19 protein-coding genes and 1 pseudogene are annotated in these 23,113 nt (G+C 56.7%); 11 read left to right on the top strand and 9 right to left on the bottom strand.

The window, feature by feature from the left end:
- Positions 1-124 precede the first annotated feature (124 nt).
- A complete protein-coding gene (locus ORY85_RS04010) occupies positions 125-1,339 on the bottom strand; it encodes a pyridoxal phosphate-dependent aminotransferase (RefSeq protein ID WP_274571244.1) in 1,215 nt (404 codons plus the stop codon).
- A gap of 450 nt (positions 1,340-1,789) precedes the next feature.
- Between ORY85_RS04010 and ORY85_RS04005 the strand changes: the two genes are divergently transcribed.
- Both ORY85_RS04005 and ORY85_RS04000 read left to right on the top strand, forming a co-directional pair.
- Positions 1,790-3,094, top strand: a complete 1,305-nt coding sequence (locus ORY85_RS04005; protein WP_274571245.1) for a sulfate adenylyltransferase subunit 1 — start codon at positions 1,790-1,792, stop codon at positions 3,092-3,094.
- Between the two features lie 432 nt (positions 3,095-3,526).
- Complete coding sequence (locus ORY85_RS04000; protein ID WP_274571246.1) at positions 3,527-5,305, top strand: assimilatory sulfite reductase (NADPH) flavoprotein subunit; 1,779 nt, start codon at positions 3,527-3,529, stop codon at positions 5,303-5,305.
- Between the two features lie 289 nt (positions 5,306-5,594).
- On the opposite strand, the gene ORY85_RS03995 is transcribed toward ORY85_RS04000, so the two are convergent.
- Positions 5,595-5,927: a multidrug efflux SMR transporter gene (locus tag ORY85_RS03995; RefSeq protein WP_274571247.1), complete on the bottom strand. Its 333-nt coding sequence runs from the start codon at positions 5,925-5,927 to the stop codon at positions 5,595-5,597.
- A gap of 209 nt (positions 5,928-6,136) precedes the next feature.
- On the opposite strand from ORY85_RS03995, the gene cysI reads away from it, so the two are divergent.
- From cysI to ORY85_RS03975, 4 genes are all read left to right on the top strand, one after another.
- Entirely contained in the window at positions 6,137-7,906 is a 1,770-nt protein-coding gene (gene cysI / locus ORY85_RS03990; protein WP_274571248.1) for an assimilatory sulfite reductase (NADPH) hemoprotein subunit, read from the top strand.
- A 649-nt stretch (positions 7,907-8,555) separates the two neighbouring features.
- Positions 8,556-10,832 (top strand): DNA polymerase III subunit gamma/tau, encoded by a 2,277-nt coding sequence (gene dnaX / locus ORY85_RS03985; RefSeq protein WP_274571249.1) that lies wholly within the window; start codon positions 8,556-8,558, stop codon positions 10,830-10,832.
- 52 nt (positions 10,833-10,884) lie between these two features.
- Positions 10,885-11,220 (top strand): YbaB/EbfC family nucleoid-associated protein, encoded by a 336-nt coding sequence (locus tag ORY85_RS03980; RefSeq protein WP_274571250.1) that lies wholly within the window; start codon positions 10,885-10,887, stop codon positions 11,218-11,220.
- Positions 11,221-11,626: 406 nt separating this feature from the next.
- Positions 11,627-12,235, top strand: coding sequence for a Smr/MutS family protein (locus ORY85_RS03975; RefSeq protein WP_274571251.1), 609 nt, complete (start codon positions 11,627-11,629; stop codon positions 12,233-12,235).
- A gap of 6 nt (positions 12,236-12,241) precedes the next feature.
- Here ORY85_RS03975 and ORY85_RS03970 read toward each other — a convergent pair whose 3' ends face one another.
- Positions 12,242-12,871: a LysE/ArgO family amino acid transporter gene (locus tag ORY85_RS03970; RefSeq protein WP_274571252.1), complete on the bottom strand. Its 630-nt coding sequence runs from the start codon at positions 12,869-12,871 to the stop codon at positions 12,242-12,244.
- 116 nt (positions 12,872-12,987) lie between these two features.
- Between ORY85_RS03970 and ORY85_RS03965 the strand changes: the two genes are divergently transcribed.
- Both ORY85_RS03965 and ORY85_RS03960 read left to right on the top strand, forming a co-directional pair.
- A complete protein-coding gene (locus tag ORY85_RS03965) occupies positions 12,988-13,887 on the top strand; it encodes a LysR family transcriptional regulator ArgP (protein ID WP_274571253.1) in 900 nt (299 codons plus the stop codon).
- 40 nt (positions 13,888-13,927) lie between these two features.
- Positions 13,928-15,091 carry an MFS transporter gene (locus ORY85_RS03960; protein ID WP_274571254.1) on the top strand — a complete coding sequence of 388 codons (1,164 nt, stop codon included), beginning with the start codon at positions 13,928-13,930 and terminating at the stop codon, positions 15,089-15,091.
- Positions 15,092-15,211: 120 nt separating this feature from the next.
- Here ORY85_RS03960 and ORY85_RS03955 read toward each other — a convergent pair whose 3' ends face one another.
- Together ORY85_RS03955 and ORY85_RS03950 are read right to left on the bottom strand one after the other, a co-directional pair.
- A complete protein-coding gene (locus ORY85_RS03955) occupies positions 15,212-15,892 on the bottom strand; it encodes a Fe2+-dependent dioxygenase (protein ID WP_274571255.1) in 681 nt (226 codons plus the stop codon).
- A gap of 114 nt (positions 15,893-16,006) precedes the next feature.
- Positions 16,007-18,202, bottom strand: a complete 2,196-nt coding sequence (locus ORY85_RS03950; protein ID WP_274571256.1) for a TonB-dependent siderophore receptor — start codon at positions 18,200-18,202, stop codon at positions 16,007-16,009.
- A gap of 281 nt (positions 18,203-18,483) precedes the next feature.
- Here ORY85_RS03950 and ORY85_RS03945 point away from each other — a divergent pair, with 281 nt between their 5' ends.
- Positions 18,484-19,002 carry a hypothetical protein gene (locus tag ORY85_RS03945; protein ID WP_274571257.1) on the top strand — a complete coding sequence of 173 codons (519 nt, stop codon included), beginning with the start codon at positions 18,484-18,486 and terminating at the stop codon, positions 19,000-19,002.
- Between the two features lie 98 nt (positions 19,003-19,100).
- Here the strand turns inward: ORY85_RS03945 and ORY85_RS03940 are convergent.
- Positions 19,101-19,439 (bottom strand): annotated as a pseudogene (locus tag ORY85_RS03940) (phage tail protein); the annotation flags it as partial.
- A complete protein-coding gene (locus ORY85_RS03935) occupies positions 19,439-22,120 on the bottom strand; it encodes a phage tail tape measure protein (protein ID WP_274571258.1) in 2,682 nt (893 codons plus the stop codon). The pseudogene ORY85_RS03940 and the gene ORY85_RS03935, both read right to left, overlap by 1 nt.
- Positions 22,121-22,160: 40 nt before the next feature.
- On the opposite strand from ORY85_RS03935, the gene ORY85_RS03930 reads away from it, so the two are divergent.
- Both ORY85_RS03930 and ORY85_RS03925 read left to right on the top strand, forming a co-directional pair.
- Positions 22,161-22,367: a hypothetical protein gene (locus ORY85_RS03930; protein WP_274571259.1), complete on the top strand. Its 207-nt coding sequence runs from the start codon at positions 22,161-22,163 to the stop codon at positions 22,365-22,367.
- A 46-nt stretch (positions 22,368-22,413) separates the two neighbouring features.
- Positions 22,414-22,629 (top strand): hypothetical protein, encoded by a 216-nt coding sequence (locus ORY85_RS03925; RefSeq protein ID WP_274571260.1) that lies wholly within the window; start codon positions 22,414-22,416, stop codon positions 22,627-22,629.
- 3 nt (positions 22,630-22,632) lie between these two features.
- Here ORY85_RS03925 and ORY85_RS03920 read toward each other — a convergent pair whose 3' ends face one another.
- Both ORY85_RS03920 and ORY85_RS03915 read right to left on the bottom strand, forming a co-directional pair.
- Complete coding sequence (locus tag ORY85_RS03920; RefSeq protein ID WP_274571261.1) at positions 22,633-22,770, bottom strand: GpE family phage tail protein; 138 nt, start codon at positions 22,768-22,770, stop codon at positions 22,633-22,635.
- 28 nt (positions 22,771-22,798) lie between these two features.
- The gene (locus tag ORY85_RS03915) at positions 22,799-23,089 is read right to left on the bottom strand and encodes a phage tail assembly protein (RefSeq protein ID WP_274571262.1); all 291 of its coding nucleotides are present in this window, start codon (positions 23,087-23,089) and stop codon (positions 22,799-22,801) included.
- Between the last annotated feature and the right edge of the window lie 24 nt (positions 23,090-23,113).

Raw genomic sequence — 23,113 nt, 5'->3', positions numbered from 1 at the left:
AGGACGGAGCGGTCTGAACGCGGGGTTTGGCGGTGGTGAATGGCCGGCGGGCATGCCGAGGCCGTCTGAAAACCGGTTTCCGTTTTCAGACGGCCTTGTTTTGTCCGGCGGCAGCCTGCCGTATCTATTGGCGGTATGTTTTGAGAAAGCGTGCCAGTTTGCCGATGGCTTCTTCGAGCTGGTGGACATGGGGCAGGGTAACGACGCGGAAGTGGTCGGGGTGCGGCCAGTTGAAACCGCTGCCCTGCACCATCAGCACTTTTTCCTGTTGCAGCAGGTCGAAGATAAAGCGGGTGTCGTCCGTGATGCCGTACATTTCGGTATCGATTTTCGGGAACAGATACATCGCGCCCTGGGGTTTGACGCAGCTGATGCCTTCGATGGCGGTCAGCATTTCGTAGGCGGTATTGCGCTGTTCGAGCAGGCGGCCGCCGGGCAGAATCAGCTCGTTGATGCTCTGATAGCCGCCCAGTGCGGTTTGAATGGCGTGCTGCATCGGCGTGTTGGCACACAAACGCATCGAAGCGAGCATGTCCAAGCCTTCGATATAGCCTTGTGCATGGTGTTTGGGGCCGCTCAATATCATCCAGCCCTGACGGAAACCGGCCGCACGGTAGGCTTTGGACAGGCCGTTGAACGTGATGGTCAGCACATCGGGCGCGAGGGCGGCGATGTGGTGGTGTACCGCGCCGTCGTAGAGGATTTTGTCGTAGATTTCGTCGGCGAAAATCATCAGGCCGTGGCGGCGGGCGAGTCCGGCAATCTGTTCGAGCAGGGCTTGGCTGTACACCGCGCCGGTGGGGTTGTTGGGGTTGATGATGACGATGGCTTTGGTGGACGGCGTGATTTTGGCTTCGATGTCGGCCACGTCGGGGGCCCAGTTGTCCGCTTCATTGCACAGATAATGGCGTACCGTGCCGCCCGCCAGCGTGGCCGCAGCCGTCCACAGCGGATAGTCGGGTGCGGGAATCAGGATTTCGTCGCCGTCGTTAAGCAGTGCCTGCATCGACATGGTAATCAGCTCGGATACGCCGTTGCCGATATAGACATCATCGACGCTGATGTCGCGCAGGCCTTTGGTCTGATAATAATGCACAATCGCTTTGCGGGCGGAATAGAGGCCTTTGGAATCGCAGTAGCCCTGCGAAGTGGGCAGGTTGCGGATGACGTCAATCAGGATTTCGTCGGGGGCTTCAAACCCGAAAGGGGCGGGGTTGCCGATATTGAGTTTCAGAACCTTGTGGCCGTCTTCTTCGAGTCGGACGGCTTCTTTGTGTACGGGGCCGCGGATGTCGTAGCAGACGTGGTCGAGCTTGGCGGATTTGGGGAAACGGTCCATGATGGCACTGGTATCCTGAGTCAAACGGTAAAAAACCGAATGTACTCCGTTTTTGTGCGGATTTGAAGACGCTCGGGCGGAAAAATGCGGGCAAACGGCAGACGGGGTGTTTTCAGACGGCCTGTTGATGTTGTCGGGAGAGATGTTATCGGGAAATGTCGGATTCGAGAATCCGACCTACGGGCAATTTGGCGTAGGACGTAGGTCGGATACTTGTATCCGACAAAACCAGTTTGAAGAATGTCGGATTTGAAAATCCGACCTACACGTGATTTATGTTCAGGATATTCCGACATTGTCCCGGGCAATCATCATGGCCAGGCCGTCTGAAAACGGTATCGGGTTATAACCAAATCGTCTTTGGATACAACCAAGCATTCTTTTTCTTGGCGGCCTCCTGTGGATTACAGTAGCGTGAAAACGCTATCCGCATTCGAGAAAGGACACAAAATGGGCAGCCCGCAAACCGCCGTATTGCGCTTTATCACCGCCGGCAGCGTCGATGACGGCAAATCTACGTTAATCGGCCGTCTGCTGTACGACAGCAAAACCCTGCTTTCGGATCAGGCGGCCAAGTTGGAACAGGCGGCGGCAGACGGCAGAACGCCCGACTTTGCCGCGCTGACCGACGGTTTGGCTGCCGAGCGCGAGCAGGGCATCACGATAGACGTGGCCTACCGCTATTTTGCCACGCCCAAGCGCAAATTCATCATTGCCGATACGCCGGGGCACGAACAGTACACGCGCAATATGGTCACGGGCGCGTCCACGGCTGATGCGGCGGTGGTGCTGATTGATGCGGTGCGGGTCGATTTCTCCGCCGAAGTGCCGGTTCTGCTGCCGCAAACCAAACGCCACAGCGCGATTTTGAAACTGCTGCGCACGCCGTCCATTATCGTGGCCGTGAACAAACTCGACCTCATCGGTTTTGACGAAGCCAAATATCAGCGGATAACCGAAGCCTACCGCGCGCTGGCCGCACAGATCGGGCTGGCGGCGCAACTCTACTTTATCCCCATCAGCGCGCTGGGCGGCGACAATATTGTCCACCGCAGTACGAATACGCCGTGGTACACGGGCGAGGCTCTGCTGCCGCTGCTCGAACGGCTGCCGGCGGCCGAAGTGGATTACAACGGCGCGGCGCATTTCCCTGTTCAGCGCGTGGTACGCCAGGACGGCAGCAGCAGCGACGATTTCCGGGGTTATCAGGGACGGCTGGCCTCAGGCTGTCTGAAAACGGGCGATGAGGTGAAAGTGCTGCCGAACGGGCAGACGGCGCGTATCGCCGAAATTTATGCGCCCTCGGGGCGGGTAGAGAAAGCGGAAGCCGGCGCGGTGCTGACGCTCACGCTGGACCGCGATGTGGATATTTCGCGCGGCGATGCGCTGGTGGGCGCAGACAGCGGTGTGGAACCGGAAAAACAGATTCAGGCCGCCGTGTGCTGGTTTGACGGCAAACCGCTCAATCCCGCGCGCCGCTACCTGCTCAAACACACCCACCAGACTACTGCCGCCAAAGTCAAAAGCATCAACTATGTGTGGGACGTGCATACATTGAGCAAAGTGCAGTCGGCCGAAACGCTGGCCATGAACGACATCGGCCATATCAGCCTGACGCTGCAACAGCCCTTAAATGCGACTGCTTATGCCGACAATCCGGCCACCGGCGCGTTTATCCTGATTGACGAGGCCACCAACCACACGGTTGCCGCAGGCATGATCAGCGGGGGCGACAGCGACTGTTTCGAGATTTAATCCTAGAAGGCAGACGGGGTGTTTTCAGACGGCCTGCTGCTTTGATGCTGTGGGGAGAAATGTTATCGGGCAATGTCGGATCCGAGAATCCGACCTGCTTTGTTTTGATGCTTTGCAAAACATATTGTCGGGCAATATCGGATACCGGTAGCTGGCGTAGGTCGGATACTGGTATCCGACATGGGATCGGGCAATCATCATGGCCAGGCCGTCTGAAAACGGTATCGGGTTATAACCAAATCGTCTTTGGATACAACCAAGCATTCTTTTTCTTTGCGGCCGCCTGTGGATTACAGTAGCGCGAAATCGGGAAAGGCCGTCTGAAAACGGGGCAGGGCTGATAACTGCCCTGTCTTAAGCAAAGCAAAAGCATTCTTTCCCCTTTCAGACGGCCTGTTTTATCGTGTGCGCCAAAATCATAAGGAACCACCCATGACCACCATTCCCATCACGCCCGAGCTGGCAGCGCATTTGGACACGCTCAATCCGCAGCAATTGGCGTTTGTGGCCGGTTATGCCTGGGCGAAAAGCCAAACCGCCCAAGCCGCCGCCCGGCAGCCTGAAAACGCCGCCGCGCCCCAAGATGCTGCTCCGCGCCGCGTACACATCTTGTCGGCTTCGCAAACCGGCAATGCGCGCCGTGTGGCCGAGCAGCTGTTGGTCAAATTGGAAACGGCCGGTGTGAATGCCGCGCTGACCGCCGTTGCCGACTACAAAGCCAAACAGTTGGCGCAGGAGGATATTGTCCTGCTGGTTACGTCCACGCAGGGCGAGGGCGAGCCGCCGGAAGAGGCCGTGCCGCTCTTCAAACTGCTGACTGGCAAAAAAGCCCCCGATTTGCAGGCGGTGAGCTTTGCCGTGTTGGGTTTGGGCGATTCGAGCTATCCCGCGTTTTGTCAGGCGGGCAGGGATTTTGATGCCGCGTTTGCCAAACAGGGTGCGCAGCGCATTGTACCATTGGGCATATGCGATTTGGATTATCAGGCTGCGGCCGATGCGTGGACGGACGAAACGGCCGCCGCAGTGGCGAAACTGGCGGCCGCTTCCGGCACGCCCGCTGCCGACCGTGCACCCGCCGCACCGGCCGAAGGCAAAACATACAGCAAAGACGCGCCGTTTACCGCCGTTTTGTCGGTGCGCCAGAAAATCACCGCGCGCGGGGCGGACAAAGACGTGCAGCATATCGAAATCGATTTGACAGGCTCCGGTATCCGCTATCAGGCGGGCGACGCGCTGGGCGTGTGGCCGGTCAATAACGGCAAACTGGTGGACGAAATCCTCCGCCATGCCGGTTTGGACGGCAGCGAAACGGTCAAAAAAGCCGACGGATCGAGCCGCGACATCCGCAGCGCGCTGCGCGAAGATTTGGACATCACGCAAAATACGCCGCAGTGGTTGCAGCAGTATGCCGTTTTGAGCGGTGCGCCCCAATTGCAGCGCACGGTCGAAAACCCCGACGCGCTCAATGCGTATCTGGCCGCCACGCCGCCGGTGGGCGTGATGGCCGAATATCCCGTCCGAACCGATGCCCAAACCCTGCACGATCTGTTCCGCGCACAAACCCCGCGCCTGTATTCCATCGCCTCGGCGCAGGACGAAGTGGGCGAGGAAGTGCACCTGACCGTGGGCGTGGTGCGTTTCGAGCATCACGGCGAAACCTATACCGGCGCGGCTTCGGGCTGTTTGGGGCAGGATTGGGAAGAGGGCGGCGAAGTGCGCGTGTTTGTCGAGCCCAACAAGCTGTTCAGGCTGCCTGAAAACGGCGGAACACCGGTCATCATGATTGGTGCGGGAACCGGCATCGCCCCGTTCCGCGCCTTTATGCAGCAGCGCGAAGCCAACGGCGATACGGGCATGAACTGGCTGGTGTTCGGCAACCGCAAATTTACCGACGATTTTCTCTATCAGGCCGAATGGCTGCAATACCGCAAAAGCGGCCTGCTGACCCGTGCCGATTTGGCGTGGAGCCGTCAGGGCGGAGAGAAAACCTATGTCCAGCACAAATTGGCCGACAACGCCGCCGAAGTGTGGGCATGGCTGCAACAGGGCGCACATCTTTATGTTTGCGGCGATGCGGCACGCATGGCGCGTGATGTGGAGCACACCCTGCTCGACATCATCGCACAGCAGGGCGGGTTGAGCCGCGACGATGCCGAAGAGTATCTGAACGGTTTGCGCGAAGACAAACGCTATCAGCGCGATGTGTATTAAGCACGGCCGTTTCAGGCAGCCTGAACCGGGATCAGCCATCGCGAACCGAGTTACCCGGCAGCCATTTGCTGCAACAGCCGAAGCCGGCCCGGTTTTGTCGGGAATCAGCGTGGTGTTTGAGCGTGAGGCGACCCATCTGCCAGTGAAATTCAAGGACGGGCAGAACGTGTTTCAAGCCTTGTGGGGACAGGGGATGATCTTGCGGAATCGGCGTTCCGCTTCGGGCTTGGAAAACAGTGTGCGGATCACGGTCGGCACGCCGCAGAAAATCAACGGGTCGTGCAAGCGGTCAGTGGGCCGTTCCGGACGAAAAAAGGTTGATGACCAACACACCGCCGATAATCATCGCCATTCCGATAAAGCCTGCCAAATCGGGCTTTTGGCCGAATAAAAAGAAGGCGGCAATCGCAGTCAGCACAATCCCCGCCCCCGACCAAACGGCGTAGACAATCCCAAGCGGCAAGGTGCGGGTAATGATGGACAATAAATACAGGGCAACCACAAAAGCGATTACCGCAATGGTGGCGGGGAGCGGTTTGGTAAAGCCATCGCTGGCTTTAACCGAATTTGAACCAATCACTTCAACCACAATGGCCATGCCCAATAAGAACCAGGCGTTCATAACAATTCCCCGTAAAGTAAAAGAGACGGTATTTTAGCGAAAAATGAACAGACTTGTTTTTAACAGACTTGTTTTTAAATGAAATGACAGCCGGTTTGAATGGCCGTGTATCAGGTTTTCACCGACCCCGCCCAGCCCATCTGCTTTCTGCCGGCCGCATCCACCGACAAGCAGCCTGAAAACGGCTGACCACATAAAGGAACACCACCATGACCACGACCGACCCGCGCGCCAAGCTGCCCGATGCGCCGCTTGCCGACAACGAACGCCTGAAAGAGCAGAGCCGCTATCTGGAAGGCACCATCAAGAACGACCTTTCAGACGGCCTCACCGGCGGTTTCAACGGCGACAATTTCCAGCTCATCCGTTTTCACGGCATGTACGAGCAGGACGACCGCGACATCCGCGCCGAACGTGTAGAACAGAAACTGGAACCGCTGAAAAACGTGATGCTGCGCTGCCGTCTGCCCGGCGGCATCATTACGCCGCAGCAGTGGCTGGGCATCGACACTTTTGCCACCGAGCGCACCATGTACGGTTCGATCCGGCTGACCAACCGCCAAACCTTCCAATTCCACGGCGTGTTGAAAGACGATATCAAGCCCATGCACCAATGGCTCAACGAATTGGGGCTGGACTCCATCGCCACGGCAGGCGATGTGAACCGCAATGTGCTGTGCACCAGCAACCCCGTGGAAAGCAGCCTGCATGCCGAAGCCTACGAGTGGGCGAAAAAAATCAGCGAACACCTGCTGCCGAAAACCCGCGCCTACGCCGAAATCTGGCTCGACGGCGAAAAACTGCATTCCACCGAACACTTCGCCGAGCCCACCCCCTTGCAGGACGGCGTGAAAAGCGGTGATGCCACCGAACCCGTGTTGGGCAAAAACTACCTGCCGCGCAAATTCAAAACCACCGTCGTCATCCCGCCGCACAACGATGTCGATTTGCACGCCAACGATTTGAACTTCGTTGCCATCGGCGAAAACGGCAAACTCGTCGGCTTTAACGTGTTGGTGGGCGGCGGCCTGTCGATGGAGCACGGCAACACCAAAACCTATCCCAACACCGCCGTGGAATTCGGTTTCGTGCCGCTGGAAAAAACGCTGGACGCCGCTGCCGCCGTGGTTTCCGTGCAGCGCGACTGGGGCAACCGCAGCGACCGCAAAAACGCCAAAACCCGCTACACCATCGAGCGCGTGGGCAAAAACGTGTTTATAGAAGAAGTGGAAAACCGCATGGGCGCGAAGTTCGAACCCATCCGCCCCTACGCCTTCACTTCGCGCGGCGACCGCATCGGCTGGGTGCAGGGCGAAGACAAAAAATGGCACCTGACGCTCTTTATCGAAAACGGCCGCCTGCTTGACTATCCCGGCCGGCCGCTGAAAACCGGTATGCGCGAAATCGCCAAAATCCACAAAGGCGATTTCCGCCTGACCGCCAACCAAAACCTGATTGTGGCGGGCGTATCCGCGCGCGATAAAGCCAAAATCGAAAAAACCGCCCGCGAACACGGCTTAATCAGCGATGACGTTACCCCGCAGCGCGAACACAGCATGGCCTGCGTGTCGCTGCCCACCTGCCCGCTGGCGATGGCCGAAGCCGAACGCTTCCTGCCGCAGTTTACCGATAAAATCGACGCGCTCTTTGCCCGACACGGCCTGACGGGCGAACACATCGTATTGCGCGTAACCGGCTGCCCCAACGGCTGCGGCCGCGCCATGATTGCCGAAATCGGCCTGGTGGGCAAAGCCGTCGGCCGCTACAACCTCTACACCGGCGGCAACCGCGAAGGCACCCGCATCCCGCGCCTGTTTAAAGAAAACATCACCGAAGACGAAATCCTCGCCATCATCGACGGCTGGCTCGCCGCCTGGGCGGCAGGCCGTCTGAAAGACGAAGGCTTCGGCGACTTTGCCGTGCGCAGCGGCATCGTCAAACCCGTTCTGGACGCGCCGCGCGATTTCTGGGCGGCGTAAATCCGGCCGGACAGAAATGCAGAGCTCCTCCCCAACCGGATGGGGCTTGGGATATGGCAACATATCAATATTGGGAATAGGCGTAGGCCGGATACCGGTATCCGCTCCATTCTGATGCGACCGGCCATTGGTGTCGGATTCGAGAATCCGACCTACGGAGCCGGTAGAACGAATACCGGTTATCCGATATTCCGACCCGTATCGGTATGATGGGTGTCGGGCTTGTGAATCCGGTGCCAAAGGTTCGGCAATATTTCCGCTCACGGCTCCGAGGCCGTCTGAATCTGCCGTTGCGCCTGATTCAGACGGCCTTGTTTATTTCTGTATTACTTTTTCAGTTTCCCTCCGCAGGCCGGATACGGGTATCCGCCCCATTCTGACGCGGCCGGCCGTTGATGTCGGATTCGGGAATCCGACCTACGGATCTGCCGCTACGGTTATGGTTTGTTGATGTCGGATACAGGCTCCGAGGCCGTCTGAAAACGCTGTTGCGGCCGATTCAGACGGCTTGCCTGTTTCCGCATGATGCTTTTCGGCTTTCGGACGGCTGCGGCAGTACGCGGGACGGCCGAATCTGCTAAAATGGCGCGGTTTGCCGCGTTCTGTTTCGGTTGCAGGCAGGTTCTTCAAACGGTTGAAAAGAATATTTATGGCTTATCAAGTTCTCGCCCGCAAATGGCGGCCGAAAAAATTTGCCGATCTGGTCGGTCAGGAGCATGTGGTTCAGGCTTTGCGCAATGCGCTGGACAAAGGCCGTCTGCATCACGCCTATCTGCTGACGGGGACGCGCGGGGTGGGCAAAACCACGATTGCGCGCATTCTGGCCAAAAGTCTCAACTGTGAACACACGGTGCAGGGTGAGCCTTGCGGGCAATGTGCTGTGTGCAGCCAGATCGACAGCGGCCGTTTTGTCGATCTGCTGGAAATCGATGCCGCTTCCAATACGGGCATCGACAATATCCGCGAAGTGCTGGAAAACGCCCAGTATGCGCCGACGGCCGGACGCTACAAAGTCTATATCATCGACGAAGTGCATATGCTGTCGAAATCGGCTTTCAACGCCATGCTCAAAACGCTGGAAGAGCCGCCCGGCCATGTGAAATTTATTCTGGCAACCACCGACCCGCACAAAGTGCCGGTAACGGTATTGAGCCGCTGTCTGCAATTTGTGTTGCGCAATATGACGGCGCAGCAGGTGGCGGATCATCTGGCCTATGTGCTGGATCAGGAGCAGGTGCCGTTTGAGGCGGGCGCGCTGCAACTGCTCGGGCGCGCGGCAGCCGGTTCGATGCGCGATGCGTTGAGCCTGCTGGATCAGGCCATTGCCATGGGTTCGGGCAGGGTGGCCGAAGAAGATGTGCGCCGCATGATCGGTGCGGTAGACAAGCGTTATCTGTATGAACTGCTGCAAGGCATGGTTCGTCAGGACGGCGGCGTGCTGATTGCTAAAGCGCAGGAAATGGCCGCCCGTGCGGTGGGCTTTGATCATGCTCTGGCCGATTTGGCCGCGCTGCTGCAACGGCTGGCACTGCTCAAAGCCGTGCCCGATGCCATAGCCGCCGACGATCCCGAATATGCGGTATTGCGGCAGTTGGCCGGATATTTGGGCGACGAGCAGATTCAGCTTTATTATCAGTGCGTCGTCCACGGGCGGCAGGATTTGGCTTTGGCACCCGACGAATATGCCGGATTTGTGATGACGCTGCTGCGTATGCTGGCGTTCACGCCGCTGGCCGCCGGAGGTTGTCCGCCGGACGGTACGGTGGAGGGGACGCAGTTGGGCGCGGAAACGGGCGGTGCGCCAAAAAAGCCGCCGGTTCTGCCGCAGCAGCCAACCGCAGCGGCAGCTGAAACCGATAGGCCGACAGCGGCGGTTCAGACGGCCTCAGACGGGCAAAACGCGGACGGTATGCTGCCGAACAGCGAAGCGGCAATCGAAACGGCCGCACAAACGGTAGGGCATGAGGAATCGGCGGCCGGTGAAACCGATGATGTCCCGCCTTGGGAAACGGTGCAGCAGGCAGAAGCGGATGTAGCAGGCGGCGCACAAGCGGCAGTGGTGCAGACGGTCGAAAGTATGCGGCACACGGTTTATCAAGCCGATGATGCTTCTGATACCCCGTCTTTGGAAGACGAGCAGGGAGCGGCAGATGCCGTTTGGGCGCAGCAGGAACCGCCTTCCGCCACATCAAGGCCGTCTGAAAACGGACATTTGGGAAGCGGTATCGGTGAAACGGCAGTAACGGCGTATCCGTCGGCAGAAACGGTGCAGCAGGAACGCCCCCCGACGGTATCCGACCGCGTAACGGCCGCACCCGCTGCCGAGTCTGATATGACGTTGGGATATAAAGAAGCCGCTTGGCCGCGTGATGATGCGGCAGACGGCGGCGCGGCGGACGGGGTATCCGAAGCCGCTGCGGACAGTATGGTGCAGCAAATGGCGGCGGAAACCGCAGACGGCGCGGAAGAGGAAGCCGCGGCCGAAGCCGGAAATTTTGTCCCCCTGCCCGATTTTGCCGCCGAAAACTGGCCGCTGATGGTCAAACGGCTGGCACCGAAGCTGGGCGCGGCGCAGATGCTGGCGCAGCACAGCGCATGGGCGGATTATGATGCGGGGCAAAACCTGCTGTACCTTTCGTTAAACGGCCATGCCGAGCTGCTGGCGCGCAAAGAATATTTCGATAAAATCCGTGCGGTTCTGGCCGATGCCTATCTGCTGCCCGATTTGAAACTGCAAACGCTGGACTGGCAGGATCATCAGGGCTGGGAAACGCCGAAGATGTACCGTGCGCGTTTGCAGCAGGAAGGCCGCGCACGCGCGCAAAGTTCGCTGGAAAACGAGGCCGTCTGCCAACAGGTGATGGCCGCGTTGGACTGCCGGGAATGGAAGGCGGACAGCCTCGAATTGTTGGAACATACCGATTAAGCCCGCGGCTTTTGCCGTATTGTCAGAAAACAGTCAAAACAGGAGTAGGAAAATGTTCGGAAAAGCCGGTTTGGGCGGCTTGATGCAGCAGGCCCAGAAAATGCAGGAAAATATGAAGAAAGCCCAAGCGCAATTGGCGCAGACCGAAGTCAGTGCCGAAGCGGGCAACGGCTTGGTAAAAGTGGTCATGACCTGCAACCATGTCGTCAAAAGCATCGACATCAGCCCCGATCTGATTGCCGAGGCGGCCGAAGACAAAGAAATGCTGGAAGATTTGGTGTTGGCCGCCGTGAATGCGGCAGGCGAAAAAGCCGAACAGACCACATCGCAAACCATGGGCGCATTCACCAAAGGCCTGCCTGCGGGTATGGGCGATTTCTTCAAATAAGAATTTTGTTTTAAGAAATCTAGCCATTCTTTCACGGTGTTGCGGCGGAAGAATGGCTTTTTGCCGTTTATGCCGTCTGAAAACGGGTGCACGGTTTGGCGTGCCGCATCAGGCCGGATGGCTAAGTAGGTCGGATTCCCGAGTCCGACAAAGCGAAAAGCAGTTCGGCTATCCGGGGTTGTCGGAGGTCTGGTTTTTTTGGGTGCTGCCGTGTCGGATACGGAGTATCCGACCTACCGGAGTCAATATCATCGGCGGCAATTTATCAGCGGCGTAGGTCGGATTTTTAAATCCGACATAAGCAGTTCGGTTATCTGCGGCAAAAACGGTATGGGCGTTGTCCGAATCGGCGACAGCCAAAATATAGCCTCGACAGGCAGCAATCCGCATCAAAACAGGGGAAAATATGCAGAATCAGGATATTCAGCAATTATTGAAACAGCTGGGCAAACAGGCCAAACAGGAAAGCGAACAGAAAGCGGCACAACAGGCGGCCGAAAAGAAACACCGCGAAGAAGCGGTGGATTTCCGTTCGCTGATGGGCGATGCTGTGCCGTTGAAAGACACGCGCCGTTATATACCGCCGCGCGATTTGTCGCCGATTAAGCCCAGAGTGCAGGATCAGGACGATGAAACCGAATATTTTTATGTCGGCGACGGCCAATGGCTCGATGTGCCCGCCGCGTTCAGCAAAAACGGACAGGGGCAGAACGATATCCGCCGTCTGCAAAGCGGGCATTGGGCGGTGGCGGCCGATGTGGATCTGCACGGTTATACGCAGGAAGAAGCGCAGCAGGTGCTGAGTGAATTTATCGAATTTTTGAAAAAGCGCGGCGTATGCGGCGAGATTGTCCATGGCAGCGGTTTGGGGTCGAACGGTTACCGGCCGGTGCTGAAAAATCTGGTGCGCCGCTGGCTGATGGCACACCCCGATGTGCTGGCTTATGCCGAGCCGCATCAAGGCAACGACGGCGCGGTGCGCATTTTAATCAAACGCCCGCGCCGCGAAGATTAAGACGGCCTAAACCCACCACGTCTGCGCAATCTGGCGGAACAGGGTGTAGGACAAATACAGCATCATCGCCGCAATCAGCGAATCGAGAATCCGCCAGGTGCGCGCGCGCTGAAACAGCGGCAGCATCAGTCGCGAGCCGAAACCGATGGCGATAAACCAAATGCCCGAGGCCAGCAGCGAACCGGCCAGAAAGTGCAGTTTTCCCGCCTGCGGCAGACCGGCAGCCGAACCGCCGATGAGAATCATAGCATCGATATAGGCATGGGGGTTGAGCAGGGTCAGTGCCAGTGTGGCCAGAACGATTTTTCCGGCTGGGGGCGGTGTGTGGGAGACGGCCTCCAATTGCATGATATGGTTGCCGAGCCAGGCCGAGCGCGCGCTTTTGCAGCCGTAGGCCAGCAGAAACAGGCCGCCTGCCGCCGCCAGCGCGGTTTGGGCATAGAGGTTGTCCGAAATCAGCGTACTCATGCCGTACACTCCCGCGCCGATCAGCAGCACATCGCACAGCCAGCACACCAGCACAATCAGTCCGACGTGCTGTTTGAGCAGGCCTTGTTTGAGCACAAATGCGTTTTGCGCGCCGATGGCCGTAATCAGGCCGCCTGTAATCATCAATCCCGAAAAAAATGCTTGCATGGTGTAAAACGTTTATTATTATGTGGCAGACGGAGTGCATTATGCTTTGGCGGCAGAGACTGTGCGACTAAGCACAGTTTTTTTCAGGCCGCTTAAATTTTTTTAACGGAAGATTCATGTGGGACAGTAAACAGCTTACTGCCTTGTGGGCGGTAACAGAGCGGGGCAGTTTCGAGGCGGCGGCCGAACAGTTGGATTTGACCGCTTCGGCCGTATCGCAGCGCATCCGGGCTTTGGAAGAAGAAACCGGTTTTGCACTGGTCACGCGCACCCGCCCGTGCCGGGCCACGCCGCAGGGGCAGAAAATACTGCGCTTTATCCGCAATCTGCACTGGCTGGAACAGGACGTACGCAACGAGCTGGCACAGCAGAACCGCCCGTACGAATGGCCGGTGGCGACGAATTACGATTCTCTGGAAACCTGGCTGCTGCCGGTGTTGGCCGAAGTGGCGCGGCACGAAGCCGTTCTGCCCGATGTGCAGGCGGATAATGAAGAGCATACCCACAAGCTGATGAATGAAGGGCGCGTGATGGCGGCGGTCAGCACCCGGCCGCAGGCGATGGCCGGGTGCGAGGTGCACCATCTGGGCATTCAGGCCTACCGGCTGCTGGCCGCACCGGTATTTGTCGAACGCCATTTTTCAGACGGCCTGACGAAGCAGGCCGTGCAGCGCGCGCCGCTATTGATGTTCGACCGCAAAGACGAAATGCAGTCGGCTTTCCTGCGCCGCCATTTCGGCGTGAATACGGCACGCTGTGCCAAAATCTATCTGCCGGCTGCTACGCCGTTTTACCATGCGGTCAAACTCGGTCTGGGTTACGGCATGATTCCCGACTGGCAGAGCGCGGACGATTTGGCAGCGGGCAGACTGGTTGATCTGAACCCCGGCCATACGATTGACATTCATCTTTATTGGCATTGCTGGAAAGCCCAGTCCCCGCGTCTGGCGCGCCTGAACAGGCTGTTTGTGGAAACGGCGCGCAAGGTGTTGGTGGGGCAGGCGGCGGCTGTTTGACAAGAAAAATGAAACAAAAAATTTAAAGAGGGGTATCCGGATGTTCAACAGACTCAATCTTTCCTATTTCGCCACAACTTTGGGCTATTGGATTGCCTTATTTTTTATTCCGCTGGTGGTGTTGGAGCTGACCGGTTCGCCCTTATTGATGTCTGTTTCTTATGCTTTGGATACTCTGCCGTATCTGCTGTTTACGCCGATTGCCGGTGTGGTTGCCGATAAGTTCGACAAAAAGAAATTGATTTTGCTGGGTGAATTTTGCTGCTTTTTGGCAGCAACAGTGTTGTTTTTGCTGCCGTTTCGTGCCGAGAATGCCTATTTGATGATTTTTTTGGGTTTTGTGATTTCCGGTTTTTCCGCGTTTCACCACCCTGTGTTTCAGTCGATTTTGCCTGAACTGTATGCCAGACAGGAGCTGCCCAAGGTTAATGGCGATATTGCCACCATCAGCAGTCTGACAGGCATTATTGCCCCTGCGGTATTGGGCGTGCTGTTTGCGTTTTTGGACAATACCCGGATTGCTTTGCTGATACCGCTGCTGTACTTGTTGTCGGCGGTTTCGTTTTGGGGTATCCGCTACCGTTTTATGCCGTCTGAAAAGCCCGTCCGTCTCATCAGCGACAATCTCGAAGCCGTGGCATATCTGAAAAAACAGCCTGTTTTGATGCGGTATTCGTACCTGTTCTTTTTTGTCAATTTCGGGCTGCGTATGATTCTTGCCGCTTTGATTTGGATTTATACCGTGCATTTTGAGCTGACTAAAAGCATGGCGGCGTATCACTATATTTTTATCGGCGTGATGTCGATCATCGGTGCAAAAACGGCCGGCAGATACATCGTGGGCAGATACTCTGCCGACAGCGTGATTTTTTACTCGTCTGCCGCCATTGCCCTGCTGATGTTTGCTCTGCTGGCATTTGACCATGTGCTTTATCTCACCTTTGTTTGGGGTTGGGTGTCGTTTTTCTCGATGTTTATCGTAGTGGCGTATTTTACCTACCGTCAGACACAGACCGAACACGCCCTGCTCAGCCGTGTGGTTGCTCTGACCCGTCTGATTTCGTATTTGGCCATCGCCCCTGCGGTGATGCTCTCGGGCTGGCTGCTCGATACACTGGGCAATCAGAACAGGGTTTATGCCGTGGCAGGCTTGGTCACTTTATTGCCGACGGTGTGTTTGATGGGCAGGAAGCGCAGCGGCTGATGTCCGTTGCTAAATTAAAAATCCATTCGTCGGAATAGATTTTTAATTTCAGCCGCCGGTTGCGGGCGAAGGAGATTCAGACGGCCTTTGTGGCGGCCGGTGTGCGGTTGGCGGCGGCCGTCAAATGCTGCTCCATTGGCGCAGCAGGTTGTGGTAAACGCCCGTGAGCAAAACGGTTTCTTCGTTTTCGCCGTATTGCGCGCGCAGGGAAGAGATGGCGCGGTCCATATCGAACAGCAGGGTGCGTTTTTCGTCGCCCGGCACCATCGACTGCGTCCAGAAAAAGCTGGCGATGCGCTGGCCGCGGGTAACGGGGGTTACGTGGTGCAGGCTGGTGGCGGGGTAGACAATCATATCGCCCGCTGCGAGTTTGACGCTGTGGCTGCCGTAATTGTCTTCAATGACCAATTCGCCGCCGTCGTATTCGTCGGGGTCGTTGAGAAACAGGGTGCTGGAAACGTCGGTGCGCACCCATTGGCCGGTGTAGGGGTCGCGGCGGACGGCGTTGTCGATGTGGTTGCCGAACTGCTGGCCTTCGCGGTAGCAGTTGATGAGCGGCGGGAAGACGGTGTGCGGCAGGGCGGCGGCGAAAAATTCACTGTTGCGCAGCACGGCGTTTTTCACCAGCTCCGACATGGCCTGACCCGCTTCGCTCAACTGGGGCAGTTGCAGATTGTTTTTCACTTGGCCGGACTGGCTGCCTGCGGTGATTTTGCCGTCGGCCCACGGTGCATCGGCCAGAATCGCGCGCGCCTGCACCAATTCTGCTTCGCTTAAAACGTTTTCAATATGCAGTAACATGATTTGGCTCGCTTTCTGTTTTTATCGTCGGACAAGGCGGAAAACCGTTTGCCCGACGGTAAAAACAGACAGACAGGCCGTCTGAAAACGCGTTTCAGACGGCCTTGACGGGTTTTAGAACTTGTAGCCGACGGTGGCGACGAAATTGCGGCGTTCGCCCGGAATAGCCTGTTGGCGGTGCCCCGTATCGAAGTATTTCTTGTCGAGTACGTTGTTCGCATTCAGTTGGGCGCGGAAGTTTCTGTTTTCATAGCTGACCATCGCATCAACCGCAGTATAGGCGGGCAGTTTCTGCTTCATCACACCGTTGCCGCCGCGTGCGGGCATATGGGTGTAGCGGTCGCCGACATAACGCAGGCCCAGACCGGTATTGAACTGGTCGGTAATGCGGTAGTTGCCCCATACGTTGGCGGTAACTTTGGCCGCCGCTTCGGGGAAGTGGCCGTCAAGCTGGGTGGTGCTTCTCGAGGTGGCGCGCATTTTGCCGTTGCTGACAATCACATTGCCCAGTACGTTGAAGCGGTCGGTAACGCGCCCGGCCACTTCCAGGTCCAGACCATAGACTTTCGCCCAGTCGATAAAGCCCGCATCGCGGTAGTACTGCTGGGTTTTCTTGGTGTGGAACAGGGCGGCGTTTACCGTCAGTGCGTCATCGAAGAAGGCATTTTTGGTGCCGATTTCGATGGTGCGCGTTTTTTCCGGTGCGGCAACCAATTGCGAAGGATCCAGGCTGTCGCTCTGGCCGGTAACGCGGTAGGCTACCGGTGTGGCGGCGGTGTTGTAGGAAGCGTAAACATTGCTGCCGGGGCGGTAGTCCCAAATCAGGCTGCCGTTGTAGGTCCAGATATTGTCGGAACGCTGCACGCGGTTGCCGTTTCCGGCCGGCGTGTTTTCGGTTTTGATGCTGTTGAAGCGCACACCGGCGACGGCTTTCAGTGTCGGCGTCAGTTCGACAATATCGTTGACGCCCACGCCTACGGTGCGGGTGGTCAGTGTACTGCCCAATGTGCTGCTGTGGGTATAGTAAACATCATCGGCAGGCACGCCCGGGGTCAGGGTTTTCAGGTTGCGCCACGCCTGAGAGGTAATGGGCCGGTTGTCTGCCTTGTTGAAGAAGTTGTAGGTGTCGTTGTAGTTGTCGCGTTTTTCTCGGGTCAGCTCCAAGTTCACCAGCAAATCGTGTTTGATGTCGCCGGTATTGAATTTGAAATTGACATCGGTGTTGTTGGTCAGGGTGTTCGCATCGTAATTGATGGTTTTCTTGCCCCTGCCCAGATCACGGCCGATGGTGTAGGTGCCGTCTTTATTTTCGGTCAGGCGCGGCGGCACACCCAGCAGGCGGTAGCGGGTGCGGCTGTAACGCAGATTGTTGTTCAGCGACACATTGTCATTGAATTTGTGGCTCAATGCCGCGGTGTAGCTGTCGCGTTTGCTGTCTTCAAAATCGGTGTGGAAGCCGTAGAACTGATCGACGGCTTCGACTGCCGCCGTGCGCGTATTTTCACCGGTTTTCAGATAAGGTACGCCGAAATCGGCTGTTTTCTCGCTGTTGTCGCGCTTGTAGGACAGTTCCAGCTGCGTATCGCCGCTCAGGCCGAAGGCGATGCTGGGCGCGATGCCCCAGCGTTTGCTTTCCACCGGTTTGCGGAAGGAATCGGCTTTGTCGCCCATCACGTTCAGGCGCACGGCGATATCGTCGTTGAAGGCATGGTTGATGTCGGCGGTAACACGGCGTCTGCCTTGGGTGCCGATACCGGCTGCCACTTCGCCCCCGGTGCCGATATAGGGCGATTTATTGACTTGGTTGATGACCCCCCCCGCCGCACCGCGGCCGAACAGGACGGCCGCGCTGCCTTTGAGGACTTCCACACGCTCGGTGTTGTAGGTGTCGCTGTTGAATTGGGCGGAAGAGCCGCGCAGACCGTCGTCGTAAACATCGTTGCCCGCGTGCATGCCCCGGATAATCGGCACTTCGGCCTGGCCGCCTTCGCCGGCCTGGAAGGTGATGCCGGCGTTTTTCAGCGTGGATTTCAAATCGGTGGTCGCCTGATCCTGAATCACTTGGCGGTTGATGACGGTGGCACTTTGCGGAATGTTCTGAATGTCCTGCATCCGTTTGCCGATGGTGGTGTTGGGGGCTTTGTAGCCGCTGCGTACCACCTTGCCGCCTTTGACATTGACGGTATCCAGCCGGACGCTCTGAGTTTCGGCAAAGGCGGGGTTCATGGCGGCTGCCAGAATGCCGGCGCCGACAACGGCCGTTCGCTTGCGTGCCGTTTTCAATACGGCGGGTTGAGTGTGTTTCTTCATTGTCTGATTACTCCCGAATATCCTTGTATCACTTGGCTCTTGTTGTGTCTGGGGGGTATTGTCGCACGATTTTCCGGTTCGGGAAGGCCGAACCGGAAAATAAGAAACAATACTATTCGCATTTTAAACAAAAATTAACTTTTGTCAATTGTGATGATTATCGGTATCGGTTATCGTAACGGTGCGTTGATTGCCGGTTTGGGCAACCAAATCAACAATGCCTATCGGGAAGAGATGTTTACGGAGGATGATGCTTCGTCCATCGCGGCAGACTCGATGTTTTGTGCGAAAAAGAACTGGGTTCGGTCGGCATTATCGGTAGAAATCTGGCCGAAAACGTTATCCGCAGCCAAGTAATCGGTGTGGGCAATACGCTCAAAGGCAGCGATGCAGCGAAGCATATCCAACGCAACGCCGTAACCAGCTATAAAAATACCGTAACCGATGTGAACGATACTTTTACCGCCGGCAGCAACAACGTGGTCAATCAAACGACCGATCTCATTTTAATGGGCAACGACAATAAGCTCAATCAGATAACCGGTGCACAGATTCTGGGCAGCAATATCACGGTTTCAGATGGCCTGAGCAATATCGTGGCCGTGGGTAAAGACGCACAAATTACCCGGAGCAACAGCGTGGCGGTCGGCGCAGGCTCGGCGGCAGACCGTGAGGTGACAAGTGAAAACACCGCCACGATAAACGGTATTACCTACAGTGGCTTTGCCGGACTCGGGCGCGCAGAGTCGGGCGTATTCGCTGTCGGTAGAGAGGGCGGAGAGCGGCAGATTATCCTGTAGCCGCCGGTAAAATTTCCAAAACGTCTACCGGTGTCGTCAACGGCAGCCAGCTGTGGCTGGTGGCGGAAAAACTGGCGGAAGAAATCAAAAAAGCAGGAACGCGCGGCGGTTCGGCCTTGCGCGTCCTGTATCAGCACACGTTCGGTCAGCCGCCCAATGACCCACCAGCCCGCAAAACGGCCGCTGCCGTAAACCAGCGATACCGCCTGCTGCGCTTCTTTGGCGGCCAGCAGCCCCTGATAAGCCGTATCGGGATTGCCCAGCAGCCAATGCAGTTTTAACGACAGTTTCAGTTCGGTTAAATCGTTTTTCAAAGCCTGCAAACGCGGCCGCCCGGCCAGCACTTCGTGCTTGGCGAACTTGGCCGTATGGGTAGATTCGAGACCGGTAAAGCTTTGCAGCAGCTCGAAGCGCACATCGCCCAATTGTGCATACATCAGTAAGCCCTCCGTTCGCGGTCGGCCATCATGCGGTTAAACAGCGTTTCAAATTCGCGCAAGCCCAGCTGCAAGGCCGTCTGAATTTGCGCAGGGTCGCCGCCCGGGGCGTTGATGGTCGGGTTGAAATTCACGGTCATGCCGCCTGCCGCTTGGTTTTGGGCGGCTCGTGCAGCGGCAAAATCTGCGCTGCTGTCTGAAATCCGCGCCGCCAAATCGGCACGCAGACCGCCCATACGGGCGGCAAAGCTCTCTTTCAGACGGCCTGCCCACGCACCGACAGCCTGTACCGGCCGCGCCGCACCTTTATTGACACCGATGGCCAGACCCTCGGTCATAAACCCGCCGTAGCCTTGGAAAACGCGGCTGGGCGAATGGATGCCCATGCCTTTGCTGTCGGACGTAAACGCAGACTTAACCGCCGACACCACCCCTTGTACCGCCGCCACTGCGCGGCCGATGCCTGCCTTGATGCCGTTGACCAAGCCGTCGATCATCATGCTGCCGTAGGACATAAAAGTTGCGCCCAAGCCGGAGAGCCAAGTCCACACTGCTTGGAAGGCCGTCTGAAAAGCAGTGACGGGGGAAAAGTTGGCGATTAGGCTGATCAGTGCATTCAGCCGATTGTCGAAAAAGGTGATCATGGCCGTCCACACATTCAGTACCATACCAAGTAAGCCGCTGATTTTTTCACCCAACCATACACCAACGGTTTCCCCCAAGCTGCGTGCGCCGCCTTCGGCGGTTTGAGCCGCGCTGAAAAAGTCCCCGAAGAAATCGAGAATAGGCTGCACAAATGGCTGCACCGTCGTCCACAAACCCGACAATGCCGACGCAACCGCGTCTACCACAGGCATAACCAACGGCGCGACGGCCTGCCATACGCCTGACAAAGCCTTGACAAGCCGGTCGAACACCGGTTTCAACGGTTTCATTCCCTGCAGCAAACCGTCCCACAATCCGGCAAAAAATGCCTTAATCGGATTCCATGCTTTGTAAACCGTCCAGCCGGCCAGCGCAATCGCACCGACCGCCAACACCACCGGCCACATGGCAATCAGTGAAGACACACTAAAACCCATCATAGCGGTACGGGCAGCAGATAAAGCACGGACAAATGTTCCGAGCCGTCCGGGAACATCGGCAGGCAGAATGCCGCCCTTCATCACCAGTGACATCAGTTGCGCTGTTCCCTTAAATGATTGCAGCGCGCCGTTTAGCGTCAGGAATAATGCTTTCAGCCGATTGCCCGCTGCCATAACAGCAAAACCGCCGGCCACAAAAGCCAGCAATGATGCGGCCGTACCAATAACACTTCTCGTCAGCACAGGATGCTGTGCCGCCCAATCGGACAGCTGATTGGAAACTTTGACGGCTTCGGCAACAAATTCATTGACCACAGGCAAAATGACGCTGCCGACAGTGATGCCCAGCTCAACCAAACCGTTTTTCAAAATCTGCAATTGATTTGCGGTCGTTGCAGAACGGTTTTCAAATTCGCGCTGCATCGATCCGAGATATTTCAGATTGCCGGAAGCGTCTTTTTCAGACAGCAAATCCAGTTGGCGGTTGTACTCCCCGACGTTATTGGCCAGCATCAAAGCATCATCGGCATACTGCCTGCCGAACATACGCATCAGCAGCGGATATTGCTTGTCTTTCGGAAGCTGTTTGACCCGTGCCAGCAGATTGAGCACCGCATCTTGCGCGTCTTTGTTCATGGCATCGGCGAATTCTTTGGCCGTCAGTCCCAATTCAGCCAATGCCGCCGCCTCTTTTTTACCTCCGGCTTTCAAAACCGACAGCGAAGTGACCATACCTTTTATGGCCTGCGCTGCAAGTTCCGGTGCCTTACCCATACTCAGAAATGTACTGCCCCATGCCGCACCTTGGGTTTCCGTCATGCCGAGCTGCTTGATGTCGCTGCCGACACGGGTCAGCACATTGACAATATCGGCTGCCTTTGAATTAGCGTTGTCCGACAAATGGTTGACGGCATCGCCCAATCTGCTGATTTTCGGAATCGGAATCTGTAAAACATTGGACAGGGTGGCCATCGCTTCGCCGGCCTCTCCTGCCGCCATATCGAATGCCACACCCATTTTGGCCGCATCCGATGCAAAGCCGGTCAGGTGTCCGCGTGCAACGCCGCTTTGTCCGCCTGCCGCGACAATCGCGGCCAGCTCTTCTGCCGCCATCGGAATCTTGCGTGTCATGTGCAAAATATCCTGTTCCATTTCTTTGAGCTGTTGCGGCGTCTCAAAATTGACAACTTTTTTAACATCTGCCATCGCCGACTCAAAACCAATCGCGAGCCTGACCGGCAAAACCAATGTACCGGCTGCCGCTGCGGCAACAGCCCAACGGGATTTTATATTCTCCCACCGGGCGGCGTTGGCAGCTTTTAATCCCTGAATCTGTTGCAATTTTACAGAGCTGGCAGTCAGTTTTTTGATGGAGCGGTCAATTTTGTCGTACTCTTGCCACAACTGCCTGGCAGATTGCACGCCCAATCTGTCTTTATTCCGTTCCAACACGTTCCCCAGCTCACGCTGCCGTGCCTCAAGTGCGGCGGTTGTCGATTCCAGCGTTTTCATGGCTTTACTGACACTGACCAAGCCGGACAACGCACCTCCGACGGCGGCGGATACCTTAATTGAAACACCCAAATCAGAAGCCATGTGTTAATATCCTGTTTATGAATAATGGGAGGAAAGAGAAATGTTGGCTTTTGCCTCCATCATCCTGTTTTTTGCCGTGATTGCCGGACTTTTGACCGCCGCTGCCGCGTTTATATGGTTTGTTCTCGAATGGATTTACGAGGCATGGTTGAAAAAAGAGCCGGAATCAAACGGTTGGTGTCCGCGCCTTGCCGAAGAAACTTCAGCGGAACAAGCCGCGCAAAACCGCCAACTTCCCCGCACATAAAAGCAGACATGGTTTATTATCCTTTCATCATTCAAAGGGTTTGAATATGAACAAGTATTGGAACTTTGCCTTAGATACAGACCGCGCAGAAACGATGGTTAAATTCCTGGCTGCTTCCGGATTCATAACCGGCTGGCTGCTGGAAAATTGGGCAACCGGCATCGTGTACGGCCTGATTGCCCCGTTCCTTCTGATTCCTATCGGAGCAGCTGCCATGCTGCTTGGGGCGATTACCGAAATACTGCCCAAAAAGACAGGTTGAAAATCATATCCCCTTCCGATAGCCCGCCTTAATTTGGCGGGCTGCTTCTTTCTGCCATTCCTCAAACTCATCCAGCGGCAGGCCGTAAACGTCCTGCACACTCCAACCGAACCACCATGCCATATCGGCACAGGCCGACATCAAATCACGGTGGATTTCAGACGGCGTTTTATTGGCTGCCGCCGCTTTCTTCGGCGCGAAAGGCGGCCTGAACCGCTTCCAAGTCTTTCAAATCCAGCATATCCAAGTCTTCGGGAACCAAACCCGTTACCCGTGATACCAGCATCAAACCCTGCCCGGCTTCATTGGTAATGTGCATCACGGCACGTAGATCGCCCACGCGGGGACGGCGTACGCTGACTTTGTCCAGTATTTGACCCGTCGCCAAACGCACCGGGTATTTCAGCTTCACGGTTTGGGTGGCCCCCAAGTCTTCTTGCAGTTTCTGTGCTTCGTTCATGTTTCCATCCTTTTTGAAAATTCA

It is taken from the genome of Neisseria leonii (assembly GCF_028776105.2).
In the GTDB taxonomy this organism is placed as follows: Bacteria; Pseudomonadota; Gammaproteobacteria; order Burkholderiales; family Neisseriaceae; genus Neisseria; species Neisseria leonii.
Note: the sequence above shows the minus strand (reverse complement) of the source record. Positions and strands in the feature narration are given on the sequence as shown.

What these genes read in the sequence shown, in the direction of transcription:
- ORY85_RS03930 (WP_274571259.1), top strand. Translation starts at nt 22,161, where the DNA reads ATGTTGGCTTTTGCCTCCATCATCCTGTTTTTTGCCGTGATTGCCGGA.
- ORY85_RS03975 (WP_274571251.1), top strand. Translation starts at nt 11,627, where the DNA reads ATGCAGAATCAGGATATTCAGCAATTATTGAAACAGCTGGGCAAACAG.
- ORY85_RS03965 (WP_274571253.1), top strand. Translation starts at nt 12,988, where the DNA reads ATGTGGGACAGTAAACAGCTTACTGCCTTGTGGGCGGTAACAGAGCGG.
- ORY85_RS03970 (WP_274571252.1), bottom strand. Translation starts at nt 12,871, where the DNA reads ATGCAAGCATTTTTTTCGGGATTGATGATTACAGGCGGCCTGATTACG.
- dnaX (WP_274571249.1), top strand. Translation starts at nt 8,556, where the DNA reads ATGGCTTATCAAGTTCTCGCCCGCAAATGGCGGCCGAAAAAATTTGCC.
- ORY85_RS03950 (WP_274571256.1), bottom strand. Translation starts at nt 18,202, where the DNA reads ATGAAGAAACACACTCAACCCGCCGTATTGAAAACGGCACGCAAGCGA.
- ORY85_RS03960 (WP_274571254.1), top strand. Translation starts at nt 13,928, where the DNA reads ATGTTCAACAGACTCAATCTTTCCTATTTCGCCACAACTTTGGGCTAT.
- ORY85_RS03920 (WP_274571261.1), bottom strand. Translation starts at nt 22,770, where the DNA reads ATGTCGGCCTGTGCCGATATGGCATGGTGGTTCGGTTGGAGTGTGCAG.
- ORY85_RS03995 (WP_274571247.1), bottom strand. Translation starts at nt 5,927, where the DNA reads ATGAACGCCTGGTTCTTATTGGGCATGGCCATTGTGGTTGAAGTGATT.
- ORY85_RS04005 (WP_274571245.1), top strand. Translation starts at nt 1,790, where the DNA reads ATGGGCAGCCCGCAAACCGCCGTATTGCGCTTTATCACCGCCGGCAGC.
- ORY85_RS03980 (WP_274571250.1), top strand. Translation starts at nt 10,885, where the DNA reads ATGTTCGGAAAAGCCGGTTTGGGCGGCTTGATGCAGCAGGCCCAGAAA.
- ORY85_RS04000 (WP_274571246.1), top strand. Translation starts at nt 3,527, where the DNA reads ATGACCACCATTCCCATCACGCCCGAGCTGGCAGCGCATTTGGACACG.
- ORY85_RS03915 (WP_274571262.1), bottom strand. Translation starts at nt 23,089, where the DNA reads ATGAACGAAGCACAGAAACTGCAAGAAGACTTGGGGGCCACCCAAACC.
- ORY85_RS03955 (WP_274571255.1), bottom strand. Translation starts at nt 15,892, where the DNA reads ATGTTACTGCATATTGAAAACGTTTTAAGCGAAGCAGAATTGGTGCAG.
- cysI (WP_274571248.1), top strand. Translation starts at nt 6,137, where the DNA reads ATGACCACGACCGACCCGCGCGCCAAGCTGCCCGATGCGCCGCTTGCC.
- ORY85_RS03935 (WP_274571258.1), bottom strand. Translation starts at nt 22,120, where the DNA reads ATGGCTTCTGATTTGGGTGTTTCAATTAAGGTATCCGCCGCCGTCGGA.
- ORY85_RS03925 (WP_274571260.1), top strand. Translation starts at nt 22,414, where the DNA reads ATGAACAAGTATTGGAACTTTGCCTTAGATACAGACCGCGCAGAAACG.
- ORY85_RS04010 (WP_274571244.1), bottom strand. Translation starts at nt 1,339, where the DNA reads ATGGACCGTTTCCCCAAATCCGCCAAGCTCGACCACGTCTGCTACGAC.